Below are 22,051 nucleotides of genomic sequence, written 5' to 3'. Positions count from 1 at the left end.
GAAAGTACGGGTCGCCGGAACCCGCTGCTCCCGGCGTGAAGTCGTGCGTAGCGTCGGTCGGCTTGGCGGACGCAGAGTCAGAGCCCGAGTGTGAAGCCCCTGTGCACGCGACGGCCAGCGAGGCGAGCATGCCAGCCGTCACCACGGTCGCGACGACCTTCCGCGCCCGTGGGTTGATTCCTGCCATACCGAGGCTCCCGTTGTCTGCATGCTTTTAACAATCAGGAGAGCATCCTCCTCTACCTTTCATCCGGATATGCCGGATTATCGGAACCCGGCCTTCCGATGACGGCGATCAGTGGCTGGGCGGCCAGAAGCCCGACCATCGCGGCCACCGGACTTCCCGGGGAACCTCGGCAGGCTGCCTGGCGAGCAGATCGACGCCGTAGGTGGCGTAGAACGGCCGCAGGCGCGTGAGGGGTCTCGGGACCGTGTTGTTGTGGCAGGGCGGTGATGCGGCTTAGCACTCCCGGCCCAGGAGCATGTGAGGGTAGCCCCGGTTGATCCGGTCACCGAGGCTCACGTCGAGTCCGTCGATGAACTCCTGGAGAAGTGCGACTGCCTCCTCGGCGCTCCCGGCCTCGCCTTTGAACTCGAACTCGACGAAATCCCCTGCGCTGGCCACGGTGTCGAACGCGACGGCGACCTCACCTGGAATGGTCCATTCCTCGCGAATCTTGTTCACTGTGACCAGCTTCGTGAAGGCGAGCGCGAGCAGAGTGCGGCGCAGTGCTTCGATGTCCTCGACAGCCGTCTCGTACTCGTCGCAATGCGTCTTGATCTCGGCATCCTCGGGATGCCACCGCTTGTAGTTAACCGATGCGCCGTTGTCGGTCTCGCGGAGACGCAGCCACTCGGACACCACGGCGGGGGCGAGGAAATCGCGGTGTGGGGCGTTGTAGTAGGTGTCCACCTGCCGGACGGCCGGGCCGTGCTCGCCGCCGCGTTCCTCTAACTCCTGCTTGATCTTGTCCGGCTCGGTAAGCGCGAACTTCCGCTCAACCTCGATGTACTTCACTGCCACTCTCCTTGATGGTGGGTCCCGTCCCCGTGGTCAGCCTAGGGATGGGGCGTCAGGGGGGCGTGGTGTTCCGGCGAGATGGGCACCGGGCTGGCTACTAAGGTGGACGAACGGTTCATGGGCAGGAGCGACAACAACGATGGGTGTTGACCGTCCAAGTGAGGCTGACTCGGCTAGCGAGGCCGAAGAAGGGCGGATGCCGCCCGATCGGCCAGGCGTTGAAGGATACCCATCGCGCGCTGAGAGCAAGCGCGTCGCTGCGGAGGCCAACAAAGACATTAAACCGCCCTCTGACCTGGCTCCTCAGCCCGTGATGGACAAGACCGCTTACTCACTCGGGAAATCCGAACAACACGACGCGGGCACGGAGCAGTCCGATGCTCCGAGGAAGCAGGATGGTGTCTCGGATACACAGGCCACGATCGATACCCAGGCGACCGTTGATGTAACCGGTCGTGACGGTGCTAACGCTGCCGACGTCGAGGACGATCACGATCGGCCAGCCGAAGGCGGTGAGTTCACGGCCATTTCTGGAGATGGTCTTTCTGAAGACGTCGCTCTTGCGGCTGATCTCTCGAATCCTGAGGTCGAGACGGGCCTCCTAGACAGGATAAAGAGAATTTCAAGCATACCTGAGCGCGATGATGCTCCACGGGAGATCCGTGGCGTCATTAACCGTTTGGACTATCAGGACCCAAAAGAGGATCCCGAAGCGGTTCCAGACCGGTACGGAAGGCCTCTCGATCGCGCCGACGGTACCCGTACGCCGCTTTTCAAAGGAGATCCAACTCGCGAGCAGGTTACACAGGGCGCCCTTCAAGACTGCGGCATCATTTCTACGTTGGGCGCTGTAGCGAGTCATCGCCCCGAAGCGATTCGAAACTGCATTCGCGAAACCGATGATGGCAACTATGAAGTGCGCCTACATGAGACCAAGTTTTCAGCGTCACATTTAAGATATGAGCCGACTGGGCGGATGATCACGCTAGAGATCACTCCCGAGATACCAGTTTTCGACAGCCAGCCAGATCGCCCGGCTTTCGCCGATCCCGGAAACAGCGGCACCGCTTGGGCGCCGATACTCGAGAAATCGATCGCCGGCAGCGATCGAACTTGGAGCGAAGAACGGCGAGATAAATGGCAACAGCGCTGGGAGGTTCAGAGCGGCACAAAAGAGGAAGCCCCTAGTGGCTACGTACGCCTTCACCAAGGAAGCAACCACAGCGAGCGCGCAGAGCTCCTTACTCAGCTAACAGGAGAGCCTTCAAAAGTGTGGGAATTTCCTACAGGCTATGACTCCTTCGGGCGCAGCCCCGACCGGCAGGTAGTGGACGAATTCCGCAGTCACCTTGCTGAAGGCAAACCCATACTGGTGGGGACGCGCGATCGACGACCAGGGGAAAAACAGCTCACAAATAATCTCGTTGACGGCCACGCTTATGAAGTGACAGACGTCGACGACGAAGGTAGGATCCACCTGTGGAACCCATGGAATAAGAAGCAGCCTTACCCGTTGACGGCGGCTCAGTTTCGGGCAAATATTAGGCCACGTTACAGCACCCTGGAGTAATCATGACAGTCCGCCAAATCGTTCTTCGGCATGGCATTCAATTCAATGCGAATATTGGTAGCTTCAGCGCCATATATGCAGAGGAAGACTCTGCTAGTGGTTCACCCGAAGTGCTCGTCAATATCGCAGCCGATGGAGAGCGCGAGTACGTACTCCATCCGGGTGATACCTTCACGGTACGGGATCAGACGTGGAAGCTGGCAAGCGTTAATAACCCTGGGCTGCATGATTGGACTGTCGTTCTAGAGCGGGTGGACTAGCGTCGTTCAGTGGAACGATCCTGCGGTCTAGACCTTCCCACCGCCCACAGGTTGATACGACAGGCAGCCGCAGAATATATTCCGAGCATCGGCGCGCTGTCGGTCGGCGACGATCAGCGGACGTCGACCGCGCAGGGCGGGCTTATGACCCGCTGTGCTTGTTTCGTACCGCCTCGAACGCGGCGTGCACGGCGACTTTCTCTTCGTCGGTGAGATCCATCGGTCGGTGGGCGAAGGCGTTGTCCGATGCGACCTGTGTTTCCAGCCCCGCCTGATGGGCGGTGGATGTAAGCGCGCCGACGACATGGAGCAGCAGGGAGATCGATTGTGTCGCCTCATCCACCTCCTGGTGAGCGTCGAACTTCTCGACCAGTCTCCGCAGTCCTCGCAACTCGTCATCGCGCTCAGAAGGGCCCGCCGTACGGCGCACCGGGGCGCGGAGGTCGTCCTGAAACGATGATCGATCACGAAAACGGCCATGCAGTGGCTCGCCCAGCGCGTCCAGGATGTCGTAGAGCCCGCCGTAGGCCCATTCGATCCGCCAGCCCGGCCACGTGGGCGCCATGACCGCCAGCACCGCAGCGCGGTAGGCGACGTCCTCGTAGCAGTGCGAGTGCCAGAGCAGGCGACGCTCGTCATGGTCGATCAGCGCGGCCGCCTCGCACTCCAACTCGTCCAGCCACCGGTCGCAGGACTGCTGCCCCTGAGCGAACCGGGTTGCCGCATTCGGGCCGGCGAGCAGATCCAGCTCCATGGAATGTGCGCCCCAGTGCGTGTAGCGACGCTTCCACGAACCGTCGGCTTTCACAACGTAATGCGCACGAGAGCCCATGAACTTAATGTAATCACATCATCACGTAGCGCAAAGCATTGACGCCCTCCCTCGTAGCGCGAGCCGTAGCCCGGAGCGAGCGAGCAACCGCTGCGGCGAGCAAGGTCAACACTCAGCCGATCCGGAGTTTGCCGAGTTCTTTCCCACGGGAAGAACCCGTCGAGGGGTGGTGATGCGCAGGGTTCTCGTGGCGGTGGCGCTCGTCGTGGCGCTGTGTGGCGGGTGTGCCGGCTCCGGCATGCCACGGCCCGTGAGCAGTTCGACCAGTTGGAGTCGGGAGCGGTTTCTCCGTGCTCACCCGCCCACCGGCACGCCGACCGCCGAGCCTGCCGGCTTCGGGAAGAAGGTCGGGGCGCTCTTCTCCCACGACACCAAGGGCGACCACTTCTGCACGGCCAGCGCTGTCGACAGTCCCTCCCGCAATCTCATCATCACGGCCGCTCACTGCGTGCACTCCGGTGAAGGCGGCGGATACGTCAGTGACCTCGTCTTCGTCCCCGGCTACCGCAACGGGAACGCCCCGTACGGCGTCTGGAAGGTCAAGGCGCAGTTCGTCGACGACCGGTGGGCGAAGGGGTCCGATCCCGACCTCGACGTCGGGTTCGCCGTGCTTCAGCCGCTCAACGGCAAGAACATCGCCGACGTCCTCGGGGCCAACCTGCTCGGGATCAACCAGGGGTTCACCAACCTCGTCCGGGTCACCGGCTATCCCAAGAGCTCCGACAAGCCTGTCACCTGCATCAACCGCACCACCAGAGAGCTCAAATACCAGATGCGGTTCGCCTGCAACGGCTACGCGCCCGGCACCAGTGGCAGTCCCTGGCTGACCCACTACGATCCAAAGACAAAACGGGGCGAGGTCGTCGGGGTGATCGGCGGGTACCAGCTCGGCGGTCTCGAGGACGCCGTCTCCTACAGTGCCTACTTCGACGACGATGTACGGAAACTGTACGAGCGCGCCATCGGGCAGGCGTAACCGAACGAAGACAGGGATCATGGACGTCGACGTCGTAGTCATCGGTATGGGTCCGGGCGGGGAAGAGGTCGCGGGGAGTCTCGCGGCGGCCGGGCTGAGCGTGGTCGGGATCGAGAACAACCTGGTCGGCGGCGAATGCCCCTACTGGGGCTGCATTCCGAGCAAGGCCATGGTGCGGGCGGGCGACGTACTGGCCGAGGGGCGTCGCGTGCCGCGGTTCGCCGGGTCGGCGGACATCGAGGCGAGCTGGGCGCCGGTCGCGGGACGGGTGCGCGAGGTCACCAGCGCATGGGACGACGGCGCCGCCGCCGAGCGCTTCACCGGCAAGGGCGGCCGGCTCGTGCGCGGGGCCGGGCGGATCACCGGGCCGAAGGAGGTCACGGTCGGCGACGAGGTCTTCCGTGCCCGGCGGGGTGTGGTGATCGCGACCGGTACGGCCCCGGCGGTGCCGCCCATCGACGGGCTGGAGGGCACCCCGTACTGGACGAACCGCGAGGCGATCGAGGCGGAGACGCTGCCCGAGTCGCTCGCCGTCCTGGGCGGCGGCGCGATCGGGTGTGAGCTGGCGCAGGTGTTCGCGCGGTTCGGCACCCGGGTGACGATCCTGGAGGCCGGGCCGCGGCTGCTCTCGCTGGAGGAGCCGGAGTCGGGCGAGCTGCTCCGCGCGACCTTCGAGAACGAGGGCATCGACGTTCGCGTCAACGCCAAGGCCGAGCGCGTACGGCACGACGGCGACGGCTTCGTGATCAACGACGACCTGCGCGCCGAACGCTTCCTCGTCGCCGTCGGCCGTCGTACGAACCTGGCCGGGCTCGGGCTCGGGACGGTCGGGCTCGACGAGAGCGCGCGGTTCGTCGAGGTCGACGACCGGATGCGGGCGGCCGACGGCGTGTGGGCGGTCGGCGACGTGACCGGCAAGGGCGCGTTCACGCACGTCGCGGTCTACCAGGGCCGGGTCGCCACCCGCGACATCCTCGGCGAGGACGGGCCGGGGGCCGACTACCAGGCGCTGCCGCGCGTCACGTTCACCGACCCGGAGATCGGCGCCGTCGGGCTCACCGAGCGTCAGGCGCGCGAGCGGTACGCCGACGTCCGCGTGCACACCACCGACCTGGCGAACAACTCGCGCGGCTGGCTGCACCGGGCCGAGGGCTTCCTCAAGCTGATCGAGAGCGAGGGCCGGCTCGTCGGCGCGACCTCGGCGGGCCCGATGGGCGGCGAGATCCTCGGCGCCCTGGCGGTCGCGGTCCACGGTGAGGTCCCGGTCGAACGCCTCCGGCAGATGATCTACGCCTTCCCGACCTTCCACCGGGCCATCGACGCCGCACTCCTCTGACCCCTGACGCCCGCGCTGATCGGTGGCACGATGTGCCGGGAGGTTGGGATGCCGGATCCGTTGTTGTTACGCCCGGGAGATCCGGAGACGATCGGGTCGTACGATCTGACCGGGTTTCTCGGCGAGGGCGGGCAGGGGGCCGTCTACCTCGCGGAGAACGCCGACGGCGACCGTGTGGCGGTCAAGGTGCTGCACGCCAGGTTCGCCGGGGACGACCGTGCCTTACGACGGTTCGTACGAGAGGTCGACGCCACACGCCGGGTCGCGCGGTTCTGTACCGCCCGCGTGCTGGAAGTGGCCGTCAGCGGCACCCAGCCGTACATCGTCAGTGAGTACGTTCCCGGCGAATCGCTCAAAGAGCTGATCGCTCGTGACGGGCCCCGGGAAGTCGGGGCGCTGGAGCGGCTGGCGGTCAATACGGCCGCCGCCCTGGCGGCGATTCATCGGGCCGGGATCGTCCATCGCGACGTCAAGCCCAGCAACGTGCTCATGGGGCCGGACGGGCCGCGCGTCATCGACTTCGGCATCGCCCGCGCCCTCGACCACGTCACCACCCAGTCCACCGGACTGATCGGCACGCCCGCCTACATGTCTCCCGAGCAGATCGCCGGCGGCGGCATCGGTCCCGCCTCGGACATGTTCTCGTGGGCCCTCACCCTCGTGTACGCGGCCGTCGGCAGACCCGCGTTCGGCGGTGACAGCGTGCCCGCGGTCATGCACCGCATCCTCACCGGCCAGCCCGATCTGTCCGGCGTCCCCACGCCCCTACGCGATCTCATCGCGGCGGCACTCGCGAAAGACCCCGAGCAGCGCCCGACCGCGGATGACGTGCTGCCCGCCCTGGCCGGTCCGCCGACGGCACAGAGGCCGGTCGTCCTCGGGCCGCCGAAGGACGACGCCCCCTTCGCAGCCGTACGGTCCGACGCGTCCTCCGAGCCGGCCGTAGCGCCGCCGGACGAGGTCACCCACGAGCCGACCGTGCAGGTATCGGACGATCAGACCGGCGAGCCGACCATGACGGCACCCGGCGATCGCACCCCCGAGCCGGCCTCGATGCCACCAGACGATGCCATCCTCACGCCGGGGGTGATGGCACCGCGCGATGCCGCCCCGGAGCAAGGGGTCATGGCACCACGGGACACCACTCCCGGACCGGGGGTGATGGCACCGCGCGAAATCGCCGTCACGTCCGAGCGACGCCCGATGACCCGGCGCAAGGTCCTGCTGACCGCGGTCGGCGGCCTCGCCGGGGTGACCGTGCCGACCGGCCTCTACTACCGGCTCCACGACAGGCACGGGACGGCCTCCCACCTCGAGCTCGCCGCCGTTCTCAGAGGCCACAGCGCCGAGGTCCGTGGAGTGGACTTCGGCCCCGACGGGAGGTTCCTGGTCAGCGGTGGCCGCGACGGGATACGAATATGGAACGTCGCCACCCAGAGCGGCGTCGCGACGCTGGCCCTCAACGTCGCCGTCACGTCGGTGGCCTTCAGCCCGGACGGCCGAATCCTGGCCGCCGGCACGGAGTCGCACAGGGTCGAGTTGTGGAACACCTCCACGGGCCGTCTCACCGCCACGCTCGAAGGGCACACCTCTCCGGTCGGCTGTGTCGCCTTCAGTCCCAACGGCAAGATGCTGGCCAGCGGAGGTGGCGACGGCACCATCCGACTGTGGGACCCGGTCGAGCGGCACCACATCGCCACGCTCACCGGGCACACCGCCGTCGTCGGCTCCGCGGCGTTCAGCCCGGATGGCAAGACTCTCGCCACCAACGGCTCCAACCGGGTCTGGCTGTGGAACCCGGCCAAGCGGCGTCGCGTCGCCGCCCTCAGCGACTACGGAGCCAGTGTCAACGCCGTGGCGTTCAGCCCCGACAGCAAGATCCTCGCAACCGGCGACGGCGACAGAACCGCGCGTCTGTGGGACGTCGGACGCCGACGTGTCGTGGCCACTCTCACCGGGCACACCGGCGCGCTGTCGGCCGTGGCGTTCAGCCGCAATGGTGGTTTCCTCGCCACCGGCGGCACGGACCGGACAGTACGGGTGTGGGAGATGGCCGGCCGACGCGCCATCGCCACCCTCACCGGGCATACCGGTTACGTCGAGGGTGTGGCGTTCAGCCCCGACTACACGCTGGCCAGTTGCAGCGACGACAAGACGGTCCGGCTGTGGACGTTCCGATGAACGTGACGCCGTCAGTGAGCCGGTTTCTTCGGTTCGATGGCCGGGCGTTCCCGGTGTTCGCCGTTCGGTAGCGGTACGAGGTCCTCCGTGTACAGGCGGTTCAGGCGGCGGCGGAGGCGGGCCGTCGGGCGGCGGGCCTCCTTCGGTTCGACGCCGGCGCTGTCCGGTCGCGGTTCGGGCAGCCGGTGGGGCAGGCGGCGGCCGCGGAGGACCGCTTCCTCGTCGGCGTCGAGGGGGCGGTCGGCCTCCTCGTACTCGCCGGAGGGGCGGCGGATGATCCTGCCGGTCTCCACGCCGTGTTCGAGTGTCTCGCGCTCGCGCCGCTGGAGGCCCAGGGCGATCCGGCGGGAGATCATGAACGCGAGTATCGGGCCGATGATGATCGCGATCCGGAAGAACCACGTCGTGCCGAACAGCGGGATGTTGAACGTCTTGGCGATGATGTCGTTGGCGCCGGCCGCCCACAGCAGGCCGTAGAACGTCACACCCGCCATGCCGATGCCCGTACGGGCGGGCACGTCGCGTGGCCGGTCGAGCAGGTGGTGGATCTGGTAGTCGCCGATCGCCCAGCGTTCGAGGAACGGGTACACGGCGAGGAACGTGAAGAGCAGGCCCGGGATCGCCAGTGCCGGGATCAGGACGTTCATCGGGATCGTGTGGCCGAAGGCGTTGATCTCCCACGACGGCATGAGCCGCAGCGAGCCCTCCAGCCAGCCCATGTACCAGTCGGGCTGCGAGCCGGCGCTGATGTGACCCGGGTTGTACGGGCCGAACAGCCAGATCGGGTTGACCTGGAAGGCCACCGAGAGCAGCGCGATCCCGAAGAACACCCACATCTGGAACGCCAGCGTCTTGATGACGAAGGACGGCCAGAACACCTTGCCCACGACGACGCGGTCGGTGCGGCCCTTGCCGGGGAACTGGGTGTGGGTCTGCCGCCAGGTCAGCACGACGGCGTGCAACGGGATCAGGGCCAGCAGGATCAGCGGGATCAGCAGCACGTGGATGGTGAACAGCCGCGGAATGATCGCGTCGCCCGGGAACGTCCCGCCGAACAGGAACATCGTCAGGTACGACCCGACGATCGGGATCGCCAGCAGCACGCCCTCGAGGATGCGGATGCCGGTGCCGGACAGCAGGTCGTCCGGGAGCGAGTAGCCGAACAGGCCGTTGAGCATGACCAGCAGGAACAGGATGACGCCGATCACCCAGTTCAGCTCGCGGGGCTTGCGGAAGGCGCCGGTGAAGAAGTTCCGCAGCATGTGCGCGATGATCGCGCTCAGGAACACGATCGTGCCCCAGTGGTGGAGCTGCCGTACGAGGAGGCCGCCGCGCACGTCGAAGCTGATCCGCAGCGTCGACTCGTACGCCTCGCTCATCCGGACGCCGCGCAGCGGCACGTACGAGCCCTTGTAGACCACGTCGGTCATGCTGGGTTTGAAGAAGAGCGTCAGGAAGATCCCGGTCAGCACGATGATCACGAACGAGTACATCGCGACCTCGCCCAGCAGGAACGTCCAGTGATCGGGGAAGACCTTCCTCAGCGCCTTCTTCAGGAAGCCGGCGAGCCCGAGGCGTTCGTCGATTCCCCGGGCGACCTCGCTCAGCGGTCTAGCAGCCATACCGATCTCCAGATCCGACGGCCGCGCGACCGTCTTCGGTTATCGGGCGCCCTCATCCATTAATACCCCTGTGACCTGCGCGAATCCGCATCTACCCGCCCATCCGCCGCCAGGCCGTCCTGCCGGTCGCGTACCTTTTCGGCGTGGACAGGTTCGTACGGCGTGGTGATCTGGTGCTCGCCGCGGTCGTCGGAGCGGTGGTGCTGGCCGGCACCGTGTTCTACACCGACGGCTTCCACATCGGTGACCTCAAGGCGTACGCGATGGTCGTCGTGGGGGTCGCCGCGCTGACCGTACGGCGACGGTTCCCCCTGTTCGCCGTCACCCTCGCGGGCCTGTCGACGGGGTTCTACTACGTCGGGCCGTTCCCCGACGGGCCGGAGATGCTCACGTTCGCGGTCGCGTCGTTCCTCGCGGTGGCGGAGGGGCACCGGCTCGCCGGCTACCTCGGCACGGCCGCCGGGCTGGCGGTGTTCGGCTCGGCGGAGTTCGCCGTCGGCCCGCCCCATGTCGGGCGGTTCGTGAGCGTTCTGGCCTGGGTGCTCGTGGTGCTGTGCGCGGGCGAGGTGTTCCGCTACCACCGCGCGTACGTCATCGAGGCCCGGCGGCGCAAGGACGAGGCGGAGCGCACCCGCGAGGAGGAGTTCCGGCGGCGCGCCACCGAGGAGCGGCTGCGCATCGCGCGCGAGGTGCACGACGTGCTCGCCCACCAGATCTCGCTGATCAACGTGCAGGCCGGCGCGGCGCTGCACCGCCGCGACCCCGAGCAGGCGTACGCCGCGCTGGACGCGATCAAGGACGCCAGCAAGCAGACGCTTCGGGAGCTGCGGCGGACGCTGGGCGTTCTGCGGCAGGTCGACGAGGCGCAGCCGCTCAGCCCCGCGCCCTCGCTCGACCGGATCGACGACCTGATCTCCCAGACCAAGGACGCCGGGCTGCCGGTACGCCTCGTCGTGTCCGGCGAGCAACGAGACCTGCCCACCCCGGTCGACCTGGCGGCCTACCGCATCGTCCAGGAGGCGCTCACCAACGCCGTACGGCACGCCGGCGAGGCGACCGCGACGGTCCTCGTGCGCTACGGACCCGACCAGGTGGTGGTCGAGGTGTGCGACGACGGCGCGGGCACCGGTGCGGCCGAGGGCAACGGAATCCGGGGAATGCGGGAGCGGGCGGCTACGCTGGGCGGCACGCTGGCCGCGGGTCCGCGCCCCGGCGGCGGCTTTCTCGTACGCGCCTCGCTGCCCCTGACCGAGACGGTGTGATCATGACCGACGTGGGCCCCCCGATCCGGGTCATGCTGGCCGACGACCAGAAGCTGGTACGGGCCGGTTTCCGCTCGATCCTCGACGGCGAGGACGACATCACCGTGGTCGCCGAGGCGGGTGACGGCGCTGAGGCGGTGCGCATCGCCGCGCAGACGCGGCCCGACGTCGTCCTCATGGACGTCCGGATGCCGGTGCTGGACGGGCTGGAGGCGACCCGGCGGATCGTCGCGGACCCGCGGCTGTCCGACGTGCGGGTCGTGATCCTGACCACCTTCGACCTCGACGACTACGTTTACACCGCGCTTAAGGTGGGGGCCAGCGGCTTCCTGGTCAAGGACACCGACCCGATCGAGCTGATCCACGGGGTGCGCGTGACGGCGCGCGGCGACGCGCTGCTCGCCCCTTCGGTGACCCGGCGCCTGATCGCCGAGTTCGCCACCCGCATCAAGCTCCCGCCGCCCGCACGCGACCTGGAGCAGCTCACCGAACGCGAGCGTGAGGTCATGACGCTGGTCGCCGGCGGCTTGTCCAACGACGAGATCGCCGCCCGGCTCGTGGTCAGCCCGGCGACGGCCAAGACCCATGTCAGCCGCGTGCTGACCAAGCTCGGCGCCCGCGACCGCGCCCAGCTCGTCGTGCTCGCCTACGAGTCGGGGATGGTACGGCCCGGCTGGCTCGGCTGAGCACCCCCGGCCTCACCTCATGAACCCTTGGGCGACTATTCATTGAATGTATAGTTGCTCGTATGTCTATCGGGCATGTCCTACTCGGCCTGCTCACCGAGCGGCCCAAGCATGGTTACGAGCTCAAACGCGAGCACGATGATCGGTTTCCCGGGGTGAAGCCGATCGCGTACGGACAGGTGTACGCCACCTTGCAGCGCCTTGAGCGCGACGGAAAGGTCGCCGTGAGCGGCACCGCGAAGGAGGGCGGGCCCGAACGCGTCGTCTACGAAATCACCAGCGTCGGCACGGACGAGGTGCGCCGTTGGCTGGCCGAGATCGAACCGCCCGCGCCCTACGTCTCCAGCGCGCTGTCCACGCGGGTCGTCCTGGCGCTGATCGTCGGGGGAACGGCGGATGGATACCTGCTGCGGCAGCGTGCCGCCCACCTGGAGCGGATGCGCGAGCTGACCGCCCGCAAGAACACCGCCGGGATCTCGGCCGGCGAACTGCTCGCCACCGACTACGCCCTGCATCACCTCGACGCCGACCTGCGCTGGCTGGAGACGGCCCGGCAGCGCATCGGCGAACTCACCAAGGAGATCCGCCCATGACCGAGCGAAGCGAGGGAATCAAAAGGCCCGGCCCAGTGGTCACGCCCTCCGACGAAGGAGGACCCATGACCCTGCTGGAAGCCCGCCGTATCGAGAAGACGTTCGGCCGTACGCACGCCCTGCGCGGCGTGTCCGTCGCGATCGAATCCGGCGAGGTCGTCGCGATCACCGGGCCGAGCGGCTCGGGCAAGTCGACGCTGCTGCACTGCCTCAGCGGGATCATGTGCCCCGAGGCCGGCGAGGTCCACTACGACGGGCGACGGATCGACACGCTCGACGAGGCGGCGCGCACACGGCTCCGCCGTGATGCGTTCGGCATCGTGTTCCAGTTCGGCCGGCTCGTCCCTGAGCTGACCGCGGTGGAGAACGTCGCGCTGCCGCTGCTGTTCAACGGTGACGGTCGCGAGAAATCGGCGACAGTTGCCCGCGACTGGCTGGAGCGGATGGACGCGCTCGACGTCGCGGACGCGCGGCCCGGGGAACTGTCCGGGGGCCAGCTCCAGCGTGTCGCGATGGCTCGCGCCCTGGTCACCGGCCCGAAGGTGGTCTTCGCCGACGAGCCGACAGGAGCGCTGGACTCCCTCGCCGGCGAAAAGGTGCTGGGCCTGCTGCTGGAAGCCGCCCGGGTGAACGGCTCCACGGTCGTACTCGTCACCCACGACAATCAGGTCGCCGCACATGCGGACCGGGAGATCGTGGTACGCGACGGGGCCGCTGCCGGGGTGGTCGCGTGATGACCTTGCTGCGGGTCGCGGGAATGCTCGGACGCGGCGGGTCACGTGCCGAGCGCGCCCGCGCCCGGCTCGTCGCCGTCGGTGCGGCGCTCGCCACCTGGTTCCTGTTCGGCGCGGCCAACGTGCTCGCCCTGCACGGGCAACTCGACGACCGGCTAGGCCCCATCGCCAACCGGGGCACGCGTCCCGGCACCGCCTTCGCGTTCGGCCTGATGATCCTTCCGATCGCCGCCTTCCTCCACCAGACGGGGCGGCTGGCCTCGGCGGACCGGGAGCGACGGCTCGCCGCGCTTCGGCTTACCGGGGCGACACCGGCGCAGGTGAGGCTGCTCGGTGCGTTGGAGACGACCCGCTCCGCCGCGCTCGGCACGGTGTGCGGCGCCATCGCCTACGTCCTACTGGAATGGTCGATCCGCGGGCTACTGCTGCACCTGCCGACGACGGCGGCCGGGGTGCCGCCGGCCCTGGGCCTGGCCGCCATGGCGCTGGTCATCGCCGTCGCCGCCGTCTCCGGCCTGCTCGCCGGGCGCCATGTCGTCACCAGCCCGCTCGGCGTGACCCGCCGTGCCACCCGGCGGCGACCCGGCCGGCGTGTGCTCCTGGTTCCCGTACTGGGCTGCGTCCCCATGGTCGCCCGGTTCGCCGGTCTTCCGGTCCCGTACCGCCCGTACTCCCTCCTGCTCGGCGCCGGATTGTTCGCCGTCGGGATGATGCTCTCCACGAGCCTCCTGGTCTGGGCGTCCGCCCGGGTCGCCGGGCGCCGAGCACGATCGGCGGAAACGCTGCTCGCGGCCCGCGCCCTGGAAACCGACGCCCGCCCGTGGGGCCGCACGATGTCCGTCCTCGGCCTGGCCGTGGCCATCGGCAGCGGCACCGGGTGGATCGAAGCGGGGATCATGGACGACCGGCACACGCTCGATCCGTTCTGGCTGACCAGCTTCACCCTCGTCGACCTGGCGCTGCTTGTGGCGATGGCCGTGACGGCCGCCGCCCTTCTCGTGCACCAGGCCGAGTACCTCATGGAGCATGGCCCGGTGCTGGCCACACTCCGAGCCACCGGCGTCGCCGACGGCGAGTTGCGCCGTGTTCTCCTGCGGCAGGGGATCATCGCCGCGGTCCTGCCCTGCTCTGTCGCGGCGCTGATCGGCCTCCTCGGCCTGACCGATACCGGGGGACTGCACAACGAGACCTGGGCGTGGTGGCCGGTGACGAATGCGGTCCTCATGGCCGCCCTCGGCGTGCTGGCGGCGACGCTCACCACCAAGGCGTCACAGCGCCGGCTCCAACGCGCGGTCTCCCCCGGCCGCCTCCGCACGGAATGATCAGCGCACCGGCCGGCGGCCCAGGGTCGATCCCGGCCGGTGCGGCCCCCGGGTGACCGAGACCTCCGGTTCCCTGGACGCCGTCGCCTCCGAACTCGACTCCAGACAACGCGAAACGCTCGGCTGGCGAACGCCGGCTGAGCGCATCGCTGAATTCCTCACCACAACCAGCTGACCACCGATGTCGCGACGACCGGTTGAATCCGCCGGTTATGACGTCAAGCCGGGAACAGAGGTCCTTGGCGCCCGAGGGTCATCGGGAGGTCTCGGTGATCGTGCCGTTCAGCACCTGCCGGCTTTGTGCCGTGCCATTGCAGATCAAGTTGTACTGCGTGCCGGCCGGCACGGCCGTGGCGAGGATGACCGGTGCGGTGTCTCCGGCGGCGATGGTGCGAGACCGGCCGAGGTCGACGCCGTCGCGCTGTTCGGCAAAGCAGGACAGGCCGTGGTGCTTGGAGGTCACCCGGACGGCGATCTGGTATCGACCGGCCGAGGACGGCGTGGAGCCGTTGCGCAGGAACACGATCTGGCCCTTGGCCGGCTCGATCTGGTTGAACCAGTGCGACGCGGTCCGACTCGTCTTGAGCGCTGGGGTGCCGGCCGAGGCCTCGTGGGTCCAGACGCCCGTCGTGACAGCGGCGGCCAGCACGGCCGCGCCCGAGCCGAGCAGGACTCCGAGAGATCGACGTTGCATGACGAAATCCCTTCTATTCACTGAATGTATACTCGTAGTGAATAGCACCTCGAGACTCCCTGTCAACGTCGTCGGCGCCGAATATCACGCGTCGGACGGTCCGGCCGGGCGGGCTGAGAGGCTCGTACATTCCGCGATGTACGCCGCCACCTCCCCTGCATCTCCGGATGTACGTGGCATGTAGCGCGCAGCCGGACGCGTTCGCGGGGGTTCCTCCGGTTGAGTGAGACCGGCCGGTGTCGCCTGGCCGCACTCGACCTGGAGGGCTTCCGTTGAGCACACTGTCGCTCGCCCGGCTGTTGTTCGCGATCACGGCGGGCACCCACTTCCTGTTCGTCTCGCTGACGCTGGGGCTCGCCGCGCTCGTCGCGATCACGCAGACGCGGGCGGTCGTCACCGGCGACCCGGTGAGGCTGCGGATGGTGCGCTACTGGGGCCAGCTGTACGTGATCAACTACGCGGTCGGGATCGTGACCGGGCTGCTCATGGAGTTCCAGTTCGGGCTGAACTGGCCGGGTCTGACCGATCACGCGCAGGACGTGTTCGGGGCGCCGCTCGCGTTGGAGACGCTCGTCGCGTTCTTCGTCGAGGCCACGTTCCTCGGGCTGTGGATCTTCGGCTGGGACCGGCTGAACCGCTACGCGCACCTCGCGGTGATCTGGGTCGTGACGCTGACCGCGTACGTCTCGGCCTACTTCGTCCTGGTCGCGAACGGCTTCATGCGGCGTCCCGTCGGCTTCCTCCGCGTGGGCGACGAGCTGCGCGTCCACAGCGCGGCCGACCTGTTCACCAACTCCGCCGCGCTGCTGCCGCTCGCGCACGTCACCGCCGGGGCGTTCCTGGTCGCCGGGTTCTTCATGGCCGGGGTCAGCGCCTGGCACCTGCGGCGCGCCCGTATCGGCGAGCCGGTGGACCTGGAGTTCTTCCGGCGCTCGCTGCGGATCGGCCTCGTTTCGGCCGTCGTCGCCGTGGTGCCGTCGGCCGTGTTCGGCGGCCTGCAGTTCTCGATCATCCCGGACGGGGACGGCAAGTCCGTGCTCAGCGGGATCGCGAGCGAGCTGATGATGGCGGCCTGGCTGTGGATGTTCGGTGTCGCGGTCGCCGCGATGGTCAAGCTGCCGTTCACCGGCTGGCTGCTGCGCGGGCGGGCCTTCCTGCGCACGGTGATGATCACCCTGCCGGTGCCGTACGCCGCCATGATGTTCGGCTGGATCTACCGCGAGGGCGGCCGGCAGCCCTGGCTGATCCAGGGGGTGCTGCGCACCGAGGACGCCGTACGGCCGATGGGGCACGGCGCGATGCTCGCCACGACGGTCGGCGTCAGCGCGCTGTTCGCCGTCCTGGCGGTCGTGAACATCGTCCTGCTGCGGCGGTTCGCCCGGCGGGGACCGGACGCGGCCGCGCTCGGCCGCCCGGCGCCCGCCGAGAGCCTCGAGCCCGTTCCCTCCTTCTGAGGAGCTTCTTCCGTGGACACCCTCGCGTACGCGCTGCTCGGCCTCTTCGGCGTCGGCTACTTCGTCCTGGGCGGCGCCGACATCGGCGTCGGCATGCTGCTGCCCTTCCTCGGCCGCGACCGGCGGCTGACGCTCGCGGCGATCGCGCCGTTCTTCCTCGGCAACGAGGTGTGGCTGGTCGCCACGGGCGGTCTGCTGACCGCGCTGTTCCCGGGCCTGGAGGCCGAGGTGTTCGGCCGGATCTGGGGCGCGCTCGTCGTGCTGATCGCCGCCTGGATCGTCCGCGACATGGGCCTGTGGCTGCGCGGCCGGGGCGACGGCGCGGTCTGGCGCACGTTCTGGGACGGGGCGACCGTGGCGGGCAGCTGGGCGGTCGCGGCATCGTGGGGCGTCGCGGTCGGGCTGCTGATGGGCGGCGGCGCGCCGCTGTTCGCGGTGACGTCGTGCGGGGTGTTCGCGCTGCACGGGGCGGTCTTCGCGGCACTGCGGCTCGGCACGCACACGCCGCTCGCCCGCCGGCTCGCGCCCGTCGCGCTGGTGACCGGGGTGCCGTGCGCGCTCGGCGCCGGGGCCGGCCACCTCGGGCGAACCGCACCGTACGCCGCCGGGCTCGCCCTGCTTCTAGTGCTCGCGTGGGCCGCGCTGGGCGCCCGGCGGTACGGCGCGGCGCTGGCGTCCTCCGGGCTCGCCATCCTCGTCGTGCCGCTGCTCGCGGCGGTGAACCTCCCGGACGCCACCGCCGCCGAGGACGCCGGGCTGACCGTGACCGTGGCGTTCGTGATGCTGCCGCTGCTGGTCGCCGCGCAGGCATGGGTGTGGTGGACGTTCCGCGGCCGGGTCGACGGACCCTCGTACCTGTGACGTACGTGCTGCTCGCGCTCGCGCAGGGCCTCCTCGTGGTGGCCCAGGCCGACCTGCTGTCCCGGGTGCTGGCCGGGAGCGCCCTGCTGCTGCCGCTCGCGGCCGTCGTCGCCGGACGCGCCGTGCTCACGCTGGGCCAGGGGACGGTGGGCGGATGGACCGCCGCGCGGCGCAAGCGGGCGCTGCGCGGGCGGCTCCTCGAACGCGGCGCCGACGTCACGCTGCTCGGCCGCGGCCTGGACGCCCTGGACCCGTACTACACCGGCTACCTGCCGCAGCGGTACGCCGCGGCGGTGGTGCCCCTCGCCGTGCTCGTACGGCTCGCGGTCGCGGACCCGCCGTCGGCGCTGATCGTCGCGGTGACGCTGCCGCTGATCCCGGTGTTCGGGGCGCTCGTCGGCCTGCACACGCGGCGGGCGACCGAACGGCAGTGGGCTTCGCTGCACCGGCTCGGCGGGCACTTCCTCGACGTCGTCACCGGGCTGGGCACCCTGCGCGCGTACGGCCGGGACCGGGCGCAGGCCAGGGTGGTGCGCGCGATGGCCGACGGGCACCGGAGGGCGACCCTGCGGACGCTGCGGATCGCGTTCCTGTCCTCGTTCGTGCTGGAGATCGCCGCCACGCTGTCGGTCGCGCTCGTCGCGGTGCCGGCCGGGCTGCGGCTCCTCGACGGCTCGCTGGACCTGCGGACGGCGCTGCTCGTGCTGCTGCTCGCGCCCGAGGCCTACCTGCCGCTGCGGTCGCTCGGCACGCGCTTCCACGCGGCCGCCGAGGGCCGCGCGGTGCTCGATCAGGCCGAAGCGGTGCTCGCCGGGGACGGTCCGGCGGCCGGTGCCGTACGGGTCCGGCCGGGGCGGATCGCGGTGGAGGACATCGTCGTGCGCTACGCGGATGACCGCGCGCCGGCGCTGGAGGGGTTCTCGTTGACCGTGGAGCCGGGCGAGCGGGTGGCGCTCACCGGGCCGAGCGGCGCGGGCAAGAGCACGCTGCTGCGGGCCGTGCTCGGCTTCGCCCGGCCGGAGTCCGGCCGGATCCTCGTGGACGGGGTCGACCTCGCCGAACTGGACCTGGCCGCGTGGCGGCGGCAGGTCGCGTACGTGCCGCAGGCGCCGCACCTGTTCGCCGGGACGGTCGCCGACAACATCCGGCTCGGCCGCCCGGAGGCGAGCGACGCCGAGGTCCGCCGGGCCGCCGAGGCCGCGTGCGCGCACGAGTTCGTCGCGGAGCTTCCGGACGGGTACCGCACCGTGCTGGGCGAACGCGGCCTCGGGCTGTCCGCCGGGCAGCGGCAGCGCCTCGCGATCGCCCGCGCCCATCTGATGGACGCGCCGGTCGTCGTGATGGACGAGCCGACGGCCCGGCTCGACCTGCGCGGCGAGGCGCTCGTCGCCGAGGCCGCGCGGCGGCTCCTCGACGGGCGCACCGCGCTGCTCGTGGCCCACCGCCCGGCGCTGCTGTCGGTCGCCGACCGGGTCGTCCACCTGACCCTGCCCAAGGTGGCCGCGTGATCGCCCGCGTGATCGGAAGAAGACACATGGCCGCGCTGGCCTGGGCGGTGGCCGCGGGCGTGGGCGGTGAGCTGTCCGCGGTCGGGCTGACCGCCTGCGCGGCCTGGCTCATCGCGCGGGCCGGGCAGCAGCCGCCGCTGTCCGCGCTGGCCCTCGCCATCGTGGGCGTACGGGCGTTCGCCCTGTTCCGCGGCGGTCTGCGGTACGTCGAGCGGCTCACCGGCCACGACGCCGCCCTCCGCGTCCTCGCCGACCTGCGGGTGCGCACGTACGACGCGCTGCGTCGCTCGGCGGACCCGTCCCTGGGCGCGGTGGGCGCGGGCGGGCGGGACGCGGACCTCGTCCAGCGGATGGTCGCCGACGTGGAGTCGGTGCAGGACCTGCTGCTGCGCTGTCTGCTGCCCGCGATGGTCTCCTGGGCGGTGGGGCTCGCCGCGGTCGTCCTCAGCGTCGTGCTGCTGCCGGCCGCCGGCGCGGTGCTCGCCGCCGGGATCGTCCTCGCCGGGGCGGCGCTGCCGGCCGTGGCCGCGCTCGCGTCCCGCGCGGGCGCGCGAAGAGTCGCCGCCGCCCGCTCCGACCTGGCCGTACGCGGCCTGGACGTGGCACGCGGCGCGACCGACCTGGCGGCGTTCGGGGCGACGGAGCGGTTCGTCACCCGCGCCGAAGAGGCCGCCGCGCGGCTGGAACGCGCCGAACGCCGGTCCGCGGCGGTCGAGGCGACGATGAACGCCCTGGGCACCGCCGTCCAGGGCCTGACCGCGCTCGCCGTGCTGTGGGTGGCCCGGCGACACGGCGCGGACGCCGTGCCGGTCACGGTGCTCACGCTGACGGCGCTCGTCGCGGTGGAGGCCGTCGTGCCGGTGGCCGACGCCGCGCGGCGGTTCGTCGAACTGCGTCCCGCCGCCCGCCGCGTCACCGCCCTGCTCGCCTCCGCTCCGCCCGAACCGGCCGTCGCGCGGCGCGCGCGGGTTCCCGCGCGGCCCGGCATCGAACTGGCCGGGGTGCGCGCCGCGTACGGGAGGGCGGTCGCGCTCGACGGCGTCGACCTGCGCGTGCCCTTCGGCCGCAAGGTGGCGATCGTGGGGGCGAGCGGCGCGGGCAAGAGCACGCTGCTCGGGGTGCTGGCCGGAGAGACGCGGGCGCGCGGAGCGGTGCTGCTCGGGGGCGCGCCGCTGGACGCCTACGACGCGGCGGACGTCCGCGCGGCCGTGCGCGGCCTGACCCAGGACGCGCACGTGTTCACCGCCTCGATCCGGGCCAACCTCGCGCTCGCGCGGCCGGACGCGTCCGCCGCCGACCTGGAGGCCGCCGCGCGCCGCGCCGGACTGCTCGGCTGGATCCGTTCACTGCCGGACGCCTGGGACACGCCGGTGGCGAACGACGGGCTGTCGGGCGGCCAGCGTCAGCGGCTGCTGCTCGCCCGCGCCCTGCTCGCCGACCCGCCGGTGCTGCTGCTGGACGAGCCGGCGGAGGGACTGGACCTGCCGGCGGCCGACCGGCTCGTCACCGACGTGCTCGGTGACGAGCGGACGGTCGTCCTCGTCACTCACCGCCTCGCTCCCCTGAAGGCGGCCGATGAGATCGTGGTCCTCGACCGAGGCAGGATCCTTCAGCGCGGTCCCCACGACGCGCTGGCCGCTGTGCGCGGACCCTACCGTGACCTGTGGGAGGCCGAACGCCTCCACACGGATCACTCGGTGGGCGTGAAGACCTGGTGAATGATGCCGCGACGGTGCCGGCCGTGGTAGGACGTCTCCGCCTCCCCCGCCGGGTCGATCTTGGCGAGGTACTCACTCTCGGCGTCGATGAGGCGCTCGAGCTCACCACGGTCGAGGAAGACCCCCTGGCAGCCCGCACACTCCTCGATCACCACTCCGTTGCGGTCGTGCGTGTCCCACTTTCCCGCGCACTTCGGACAGTACAACCCCGTGTCAGCCATCGTTCGGCTCCCCTGAATACGAATCGTGCGATTCCGCAAGCGTAGTGACGAGTGCTCCCACAGGGAATCGCCATCTCAGGGACGAATGCGGGAGACAAGGGGCCTGAGTGCCCGCCGTCCGGACCGCCGGGAGGAGGCGCCGAGGGCGCGACGCCGACGCATCACCGTCAGCCCGGCGACGAGCCAGAGCAGCCCGGCCTCGGTGACGACCGCGATCGCGATCAGGGTCGCCCAGGAGGTGCGTCCGGCCTGCATCGCTCCGGCCGGGGAGAGCGTGTCCAGCTGGGAGACGCCCTCGTGCGGGTTGCCCGGCGCGATGCGCGGCGTCGACGGCGTCGACGAGATGGTGGGCAGCGGCAGCGGAGGGCCGCCGAGCGGCGGGTTGGCCGCGGATGACGCGGAGGCCTCCGGGCTCACCGACACCTGCGGGATGGCCGGCGCGCCCGCCATCGGCGCCGGGCCGGCCTGCGACGGCGCCGGCGAGGGCGTGGCCGAGGCGGTGGGCCGGTGAGGCGGCTTGGCCGCGGGGCGCGGCGGGCGCGCGCGACGGGGCGGGACGGCCACGGCCGACCACGGTGCGGCCTCGGGTGAGACGGGTGCCGTGGAGAAGGACGGCGACGGCTCGGGCGACGGCGCCAGTGCCGGGGACGCCGCCGGTGCCGAGGACGTCCACGGCTCGGGTGACGCGTCCGTGCCGGGCGAGGACGACGGATCGGGTGCGCGGACCCGACGCACCATCCGGAAGGCGGCGGGGTGCGCGACGCCGAGCGACGCGATGACCGAGGGAGCGTTCGCCGCGCCGGCCTGCGCGACGACCGGCACCTGCGCGGGACCGCCCGGCCCCGGCCGGGCGGTGACGTGCAGCGTGCGGCCCCGCTGCGGGCTCAGGTCGCCCAGGTCGCAGGCCATGGCGGTACGGTCGGCGCTGGACAGGCAGCCCGATGCCGCGGCCGTCCAGGCGGCCGGAGCGAAGGTGCTGAGCACGAGCGTCGCCGCCCGGGCCGTGCCGCCGACCGGGCGCACCGAAACGGCGTAACGGGTCCCCTCCGGCGCGCGGGAGAGGGTCTGGATCGAGGTCACCAGGTGGACGGCGGGCGCCGCGACCGCGGCGAACCGGGCAGGGCCGAAAGTCCCGCCCGTCGTGGCGAGCACCGCCGTGGCGAGCAGCGTGCCGGATGTCACCTTCATGGCGGGACGTCC

20 protein-coding genes are annotated in these 22,051 nt (G+C 70.3%); 14 read left to right on the top strand and 6 right to left on the bottom strand.

Features of this window, described 5'->3' with window-relative positions; all coding sequences use genetic code 11:
• Positions 1 to 460: 460 nt before the first annotated feature.
• Positions 461 to 1,018 carry a class IV adenylate cyclase gene (gene cyaB / locus QSK37_RS46620; RefSeq protein WP_285635072.1) on the bottom strand — a complete coding sequence of 186 codons (558 nt, stop codon included), beginning with the start codon at positions 1,016 to 1,018 and terminating at the stop codon, positions 461 to 463.
• 142 nt (positions 1,019 to 1,160) lie between these two features.
• Here cyaB and QSK37_RS46615 point away from each other — a divergent pair, with 142 nt between their 5' ends.
• On the top strand, positions 1,161 to 2,591 hold the full coding sequence (locus tag QSK37_RS46615; RefSeq protein WP_285635069.1) for a C2 family cysteine protease: 1,431 nt from the start codon (positions 1,161 to 1,163) through the stop codon (positions 2,589 to 2,591).
• A gap of 2 nt (positions 2,592 to 2,593) precedes the next feature.
• Positions 2,594 to 2,851: a DUF6406 domain-containing protein gene (locus QSK37_RS51980; protein WP_432705670.1), complete on the top strand. Its 258-nt coding sequence runs from the start codon at positions 2,594 to 2,596 to the stop codon at positions 2,849 to 2,851.
• A gap of 142 nt (positions 2,852 to 2,993) precedes the next feature.
• On the opposite strand, the gene QSK37_RS46610 is transcribed toward QSK37_RS51980, so the two are convergent.
• Positions 2,994 to 3,683, bottom strand: a complete 690-nt coding sequence (locus QSK37_RS46610; protein WP_285635066.1) for a hypothetical protein — start codon at positions 3,681 to 3,683, stop codon at positions 2,994 to 2,996.
• A 172-nt stretch (positions 3,684 to 3,855) separates the two neighbouring features.
• Here QSK37_RS46610 and QSK37_RS46605 point away from each other — a divergent pair, with 172 nt between their 5' ends.
• From QSK37_RS46605 to QSK37_RS46595, 3 genes are read left to right on the top strand one after another with little or no spacing between them, the layout of a single operon-like run.
• On the top strand, positions 3,856 to 4,659 hold the full coding sequence (locus QSK37_RS46605) for a trypsin-like serine peptidase (protein WP_285635065.1): 804 nt from the start codon (positions 3,856 to 3,858) through the stop codon (positions 4,657 to 4,659).
• Positions 4,660 to 4,678: 19 nt separating this feature from the next.
• Positions 4,679 to 5,995 (top strand): dihydrolipoyl dehydrogenase family protein, encoded by a 1,317-nt coding sequence (locus tag QSK37_RS46600; RefSeq protein WP_285635064.1) that lies wholly within the window; start codon positions 4,679 to 4,681, stop codon positions 5,993 to 5,995.
• A 48-nt stretch (positions 5,996 to 6,043) separates the two neighbouring features.
• Positions 6,044 to 8,176, top strand: a complete 2,133-nt coding sequence (locus QSK37_RS46595; RefSeq protein ID WP_285635062.1) for a WD40 repeat domain-containing serine/threonine protein kinase — start codon at positions 6,044 to 6,046, stop codon at positions 8,174 to 8,176.
• 11 nt (positions 8,177 to 8,187) lie between these two features.
• Here the strand turns inward: QSK37_RS46595 and qcrB are convergent, their stop codons facing one another.
• Positions 8,188 to 9,798: a cytochrome bc1 complex cytochrome b subunit gene (qcrB, locus tag QSK37_RS46590; RefSeq protein WP_285635059.1), complete on the bottom strand. Its 1,611-nt coding sequence runs from the start codon at positions 9,796 to 9,798 to the stop codon at positions 8,188 to 8,190.
• Between the two features lie 143 nt (positions 9,799 to 9,941).
• Between qcrB and QSK37_RS46585 the strand changes: the two genes are divergently transcribed.
• The 5 genes from QSK37_RS46585 (at position 9,942) to QSK37_RS46565 (ending at position 14,395) form a co-directional block, all read left to right on the top strand.
• Positions 9,942 to 11,060: a sensor histidine kinase gene (locus QSK37_RS46585; RefSeq protein WP_285635056.1), complete on the top strand. Its 1,119-nt coding sequence runs from the start codon at positions 9,942 to 9,944 to the stop codon at positions 11,058 to 11,060.
• A 2-nt stretch (positions 11,061 to 11,062) separates the two neighbouring features.
• Positions 11,063 to 11,746, top strand: a complete 684-nt coding sequence (locus QSK37_RS46580; RefSeq protein ID WP_285574528.1) for a response regulator — start codon at positions 11,063 to 11,065, stop codon at positions 11,744 to 11,746.
• Positions 11,747 to 11,808: 62 nt separating this feature from the next.
• Positions 11,809 to 12,339 (top strand): PadR family transcriptional regulator, encoded by a 531-nt coding sequence (locus QSK37_RS46575; RefSeq protein WP_285635054.1) that lies wholly within the window; start codon positions 11,809 to 11,811, stop codon positions 12,337 to 12,339.
• Between the two features lie 65 nt (positions 12,340 to 12,404).
• Positions 12,405 to 13,073, top strand: coding sequence for an ABC transporter ATP-binding protein (locus QSK37_RS46570; protein WP_285635052.1), 669 nt, complete (start codon positions 12,405 to 12,407; stop codon positions 13,071 to 13,073).
• A complete protein-coding gene (locus QSK37_RS46565) occupies positions 13,073 to 14,395 on the top strand; it encodes an FtsX-like permease family protein (protein ID WP_285635049.1) in 1,323 nt (440 codons plus the stop codon). The genes QSK37_RS46570 and QSK37_RS46565 overlap by 1 nt, the downstream gene beginning before the upstream one ends.
• 253 nt (positions 14,396 to 14,648) lie before the next feature.
• Here the strand turns inward: QSK37_RS46565 and QSK37_RS46560 are convergent, their stop codons facing one another.
• Positions 14,649 to 15,089, bottom strand: a complete 441-nt coding sequence (locus tag QSK37_RS46560; RefSeq protein ID WP_285635046.1) for a hypothetical protein — start codon at positions 15,087 to 15,089, stop codon at positions 14,649 to 14,651.
• A 272-nt stretch (positions 15,090 to 15,361) separates the two neighbouring features.
• Here QSK37_RS46560 and QSK37_RS46555 point away from each other — a divergent pair, with 272 nt between their 5' ends.
• From QSK37_RS46555 to cydC, 4 genes are read left to right on the top strand one after another with little or no spacing between them, the layout of a single operon-like run.
• Positions 15,362 to 16,543, top strand: a complete 1,182-nt coding sequence (locus tag QSK37_RS46555; protein WP_285635043.1) for a cytochrome ubiquinol oxidase subunit I — start codon at positions 15,362 to 15,364, stop codon at positions 16,541 to 16,543.
• A gap of 12 nt (positions 16,544 to 16,555) precedes the next feature.
• A complete protein-coding gene (locus QSK37_RS46550) occupies positions 16,556 to 17,404 on the top strand; it encodes a cytochrome d ubiquinol oxidase subunit II (RefSeq protein WP_285635040.1) in 849 nt (282 codons plus the stop codon).
• Positions 17,401 to 18,912, top strand: coding sequence for a thiol reductant ABC exporter subunit CydD (gene cydD / locus QSK37_RS46545; RefSeq protein ID WP_285635037.1), 1,512 nt, complete (start codon positions 17,401 to 17,403; stop codon positions 18,910 to 18,912). Before QSK37_RS46550 ends, cydD begins: the two co-directional genes overlap by 4 nt.
• Positions 18,909 to 20,630 (top strand): thiol reductant ABC exporter subunit CydC, encoded by a 1,722-nt coding sequence (cydC, locus tag QSK37_RS46540; RefSeq protein ID WP_285635032.1) that lies wholly within the window; start codon positions 18,909 to 18,911, stop codon positions 20,628 to 20,630. The genes cydD and cydC overlap by 4 nt, the downstream gene beginning before the upstream one ends.
• On the opposite strand, the gene QSK37_RS46535 is transcribed toward cydC, so the two are convergent.
• Together QSK37_RS46535 and QSK37_RS46530 are read right to left on the bottom strand one after the other, a co-directional pair.
• The gene (locus tag QSK37_RS46535; protein WP_285574509.1) at positions 20,603 to 20,851 is read right to left on the bottom strand and encodes a TFIIB-type zinc ribbon-containing protein; all 249 of its coding nucleotides are present in this window, start codon (positions 20,849 to 20,851) and stop codon (positions 20,603 to 20,605) included. The genes cydC and QSK37_RS46535 overlap by 28 nt on opposite strands.
• A gap of 75 nt (positions 20,852 to 20,926) precedes the next feature.
• Positions 20,927 to 22,039, bottom strand: coding sequence for a hypothetical protein (locus QSK37_RS46530; RefSeq protein WP_285635030.1), 1,113 nt, complete (start codon positions 22,037 to 22,039; stop codon positions 20,927 to 20,929).
• Positions 22,040 to 22,051 lie beyond the last annotated feature (12 nt).

Origin of the sequence: Actinoallomurus iriomotensis, assembly GCF_030269445.1 — a bacterium.
In the GTDB taxonomy this organism is placed as follows: domain Bacteria; phylum Actinomycetota; class Actinomycetes; order Streptosporangiales; family Streptosporangiaceae; genus Actinoallomurus; species Actinoallomurus iriomotensis.
Note: the sequence above shows the minus strand (reverse complement) of the source record. Positions and strands in the feature narration are given on the sequence as shown.

What these genes read in the sequence shown, in the direction of transcription:
- QSK37_RS46615 (WP_285635069.1), top strand. Translation starts at nt 1,161, where the DNA reads ATGGGTGTTGACCGTCCAAGTGAGGCTGACTCGGCTAGCGAGGCCGAA.
- QSK37_RS51980 (WP_432705670.1), top strand. Translation starts at nt 2,594, where the DNA reads ATGACAGTCCGCCAAATCGTTCTTCGGCATGGCATTCAATTCAATGCG.
- QSK37_RS46610 (WP_285635066.1), bottom strand. Translation starts at nt 3,683, where the DNA reads ATGGGCTCTCGTGCGCATTACGTTGTGAAAGCCGACGGTTCGTGGAAG.
- QSK37_RS46605 (WP_285635065.1), top strand. Translation starts at nt 3,856, where the DNA reads ATGCGCAGGGTTCTCGTGGCGGTGGCGCTCGTCGTGGCGCTGTGTGGC.
- QSK37_RS46600 (WP_285635064.1), top strand. Translation starts at nt 4,679, where the DNA reads ATGGACGTCGACGTCGTAGTCATCGGTATGGGTCCGGGCGGGGAAGAG.
- QSK37_RS46595 (WP_285635062.1), top strand. Translation starts at nt 6,044, where the DNA reads ATGCCGGATCCGTTGTTGTTACGCCCGGGAGATCCGGAGACGATCGGG.
- qcrB (WP_285635059.1), bottom strand. Translation starts at nt 9,798, where the DNA reads ATGGCTGCTAGACCGCTGAGCGAGGTCGCCCGGGGAATCGACGAACGC.
- QSK37_RS46580 (WP_285574528.1), top strand. Translation starts at nt 11,063, where the DNA reads ATGACCGACGTGGGCCCCCCGATCCGGGTCATGCTGGCCGACGACCAG.
- QSK37_RS46575 (WP_285635054.1), top strand. Translation starts at nt 11,809, where the DNA reads ATGTCTATCGGGCATGTCCTACTCGGCCTGCTCACCGAGCGGCCCAAG.
- QSK37_RS46570 (WP_285635052.1), top strand. Translation starts at nt 12,405, where the DNA reads ATGACCCTGCTGGAAGCCCGCCGTATCGAGAAGACGTTCGGCCGTACG.
- QSK37_RS46565 (WP_285635049.1), top strand. Translation starts at nt 13,073, where the DNA reads ATGACCTTGCTGCGGGTCGCGGGAATGCTCGGACGCGGCGGGTCACGT.
- QSK37_RS46560 (WP_285635046.1), bottom strand. Translation starts at nt 15,089, where the DNA reads ATGCAACGTCGATCTCTCGGAGTCCTGCTCGGCTCGGGCGCGGCCGTG.
- QSK37_RS46535 (WP_285574509.1), bottom strand. Translation starts at nt 20,851, where the DNA reads ATGGCTGACACGGGGTTGTACTGTCCGAAGTGCGCGGGAAAGTGGGAC.
- QSK37_RS46530 (WP_285635030.1), bottom strand. Translation starts at nt 22,039, where the DNA reads ATGAAGGTGACATCCGGCACGCTGCTCGCCACGGCGGTGCTCGCCACG.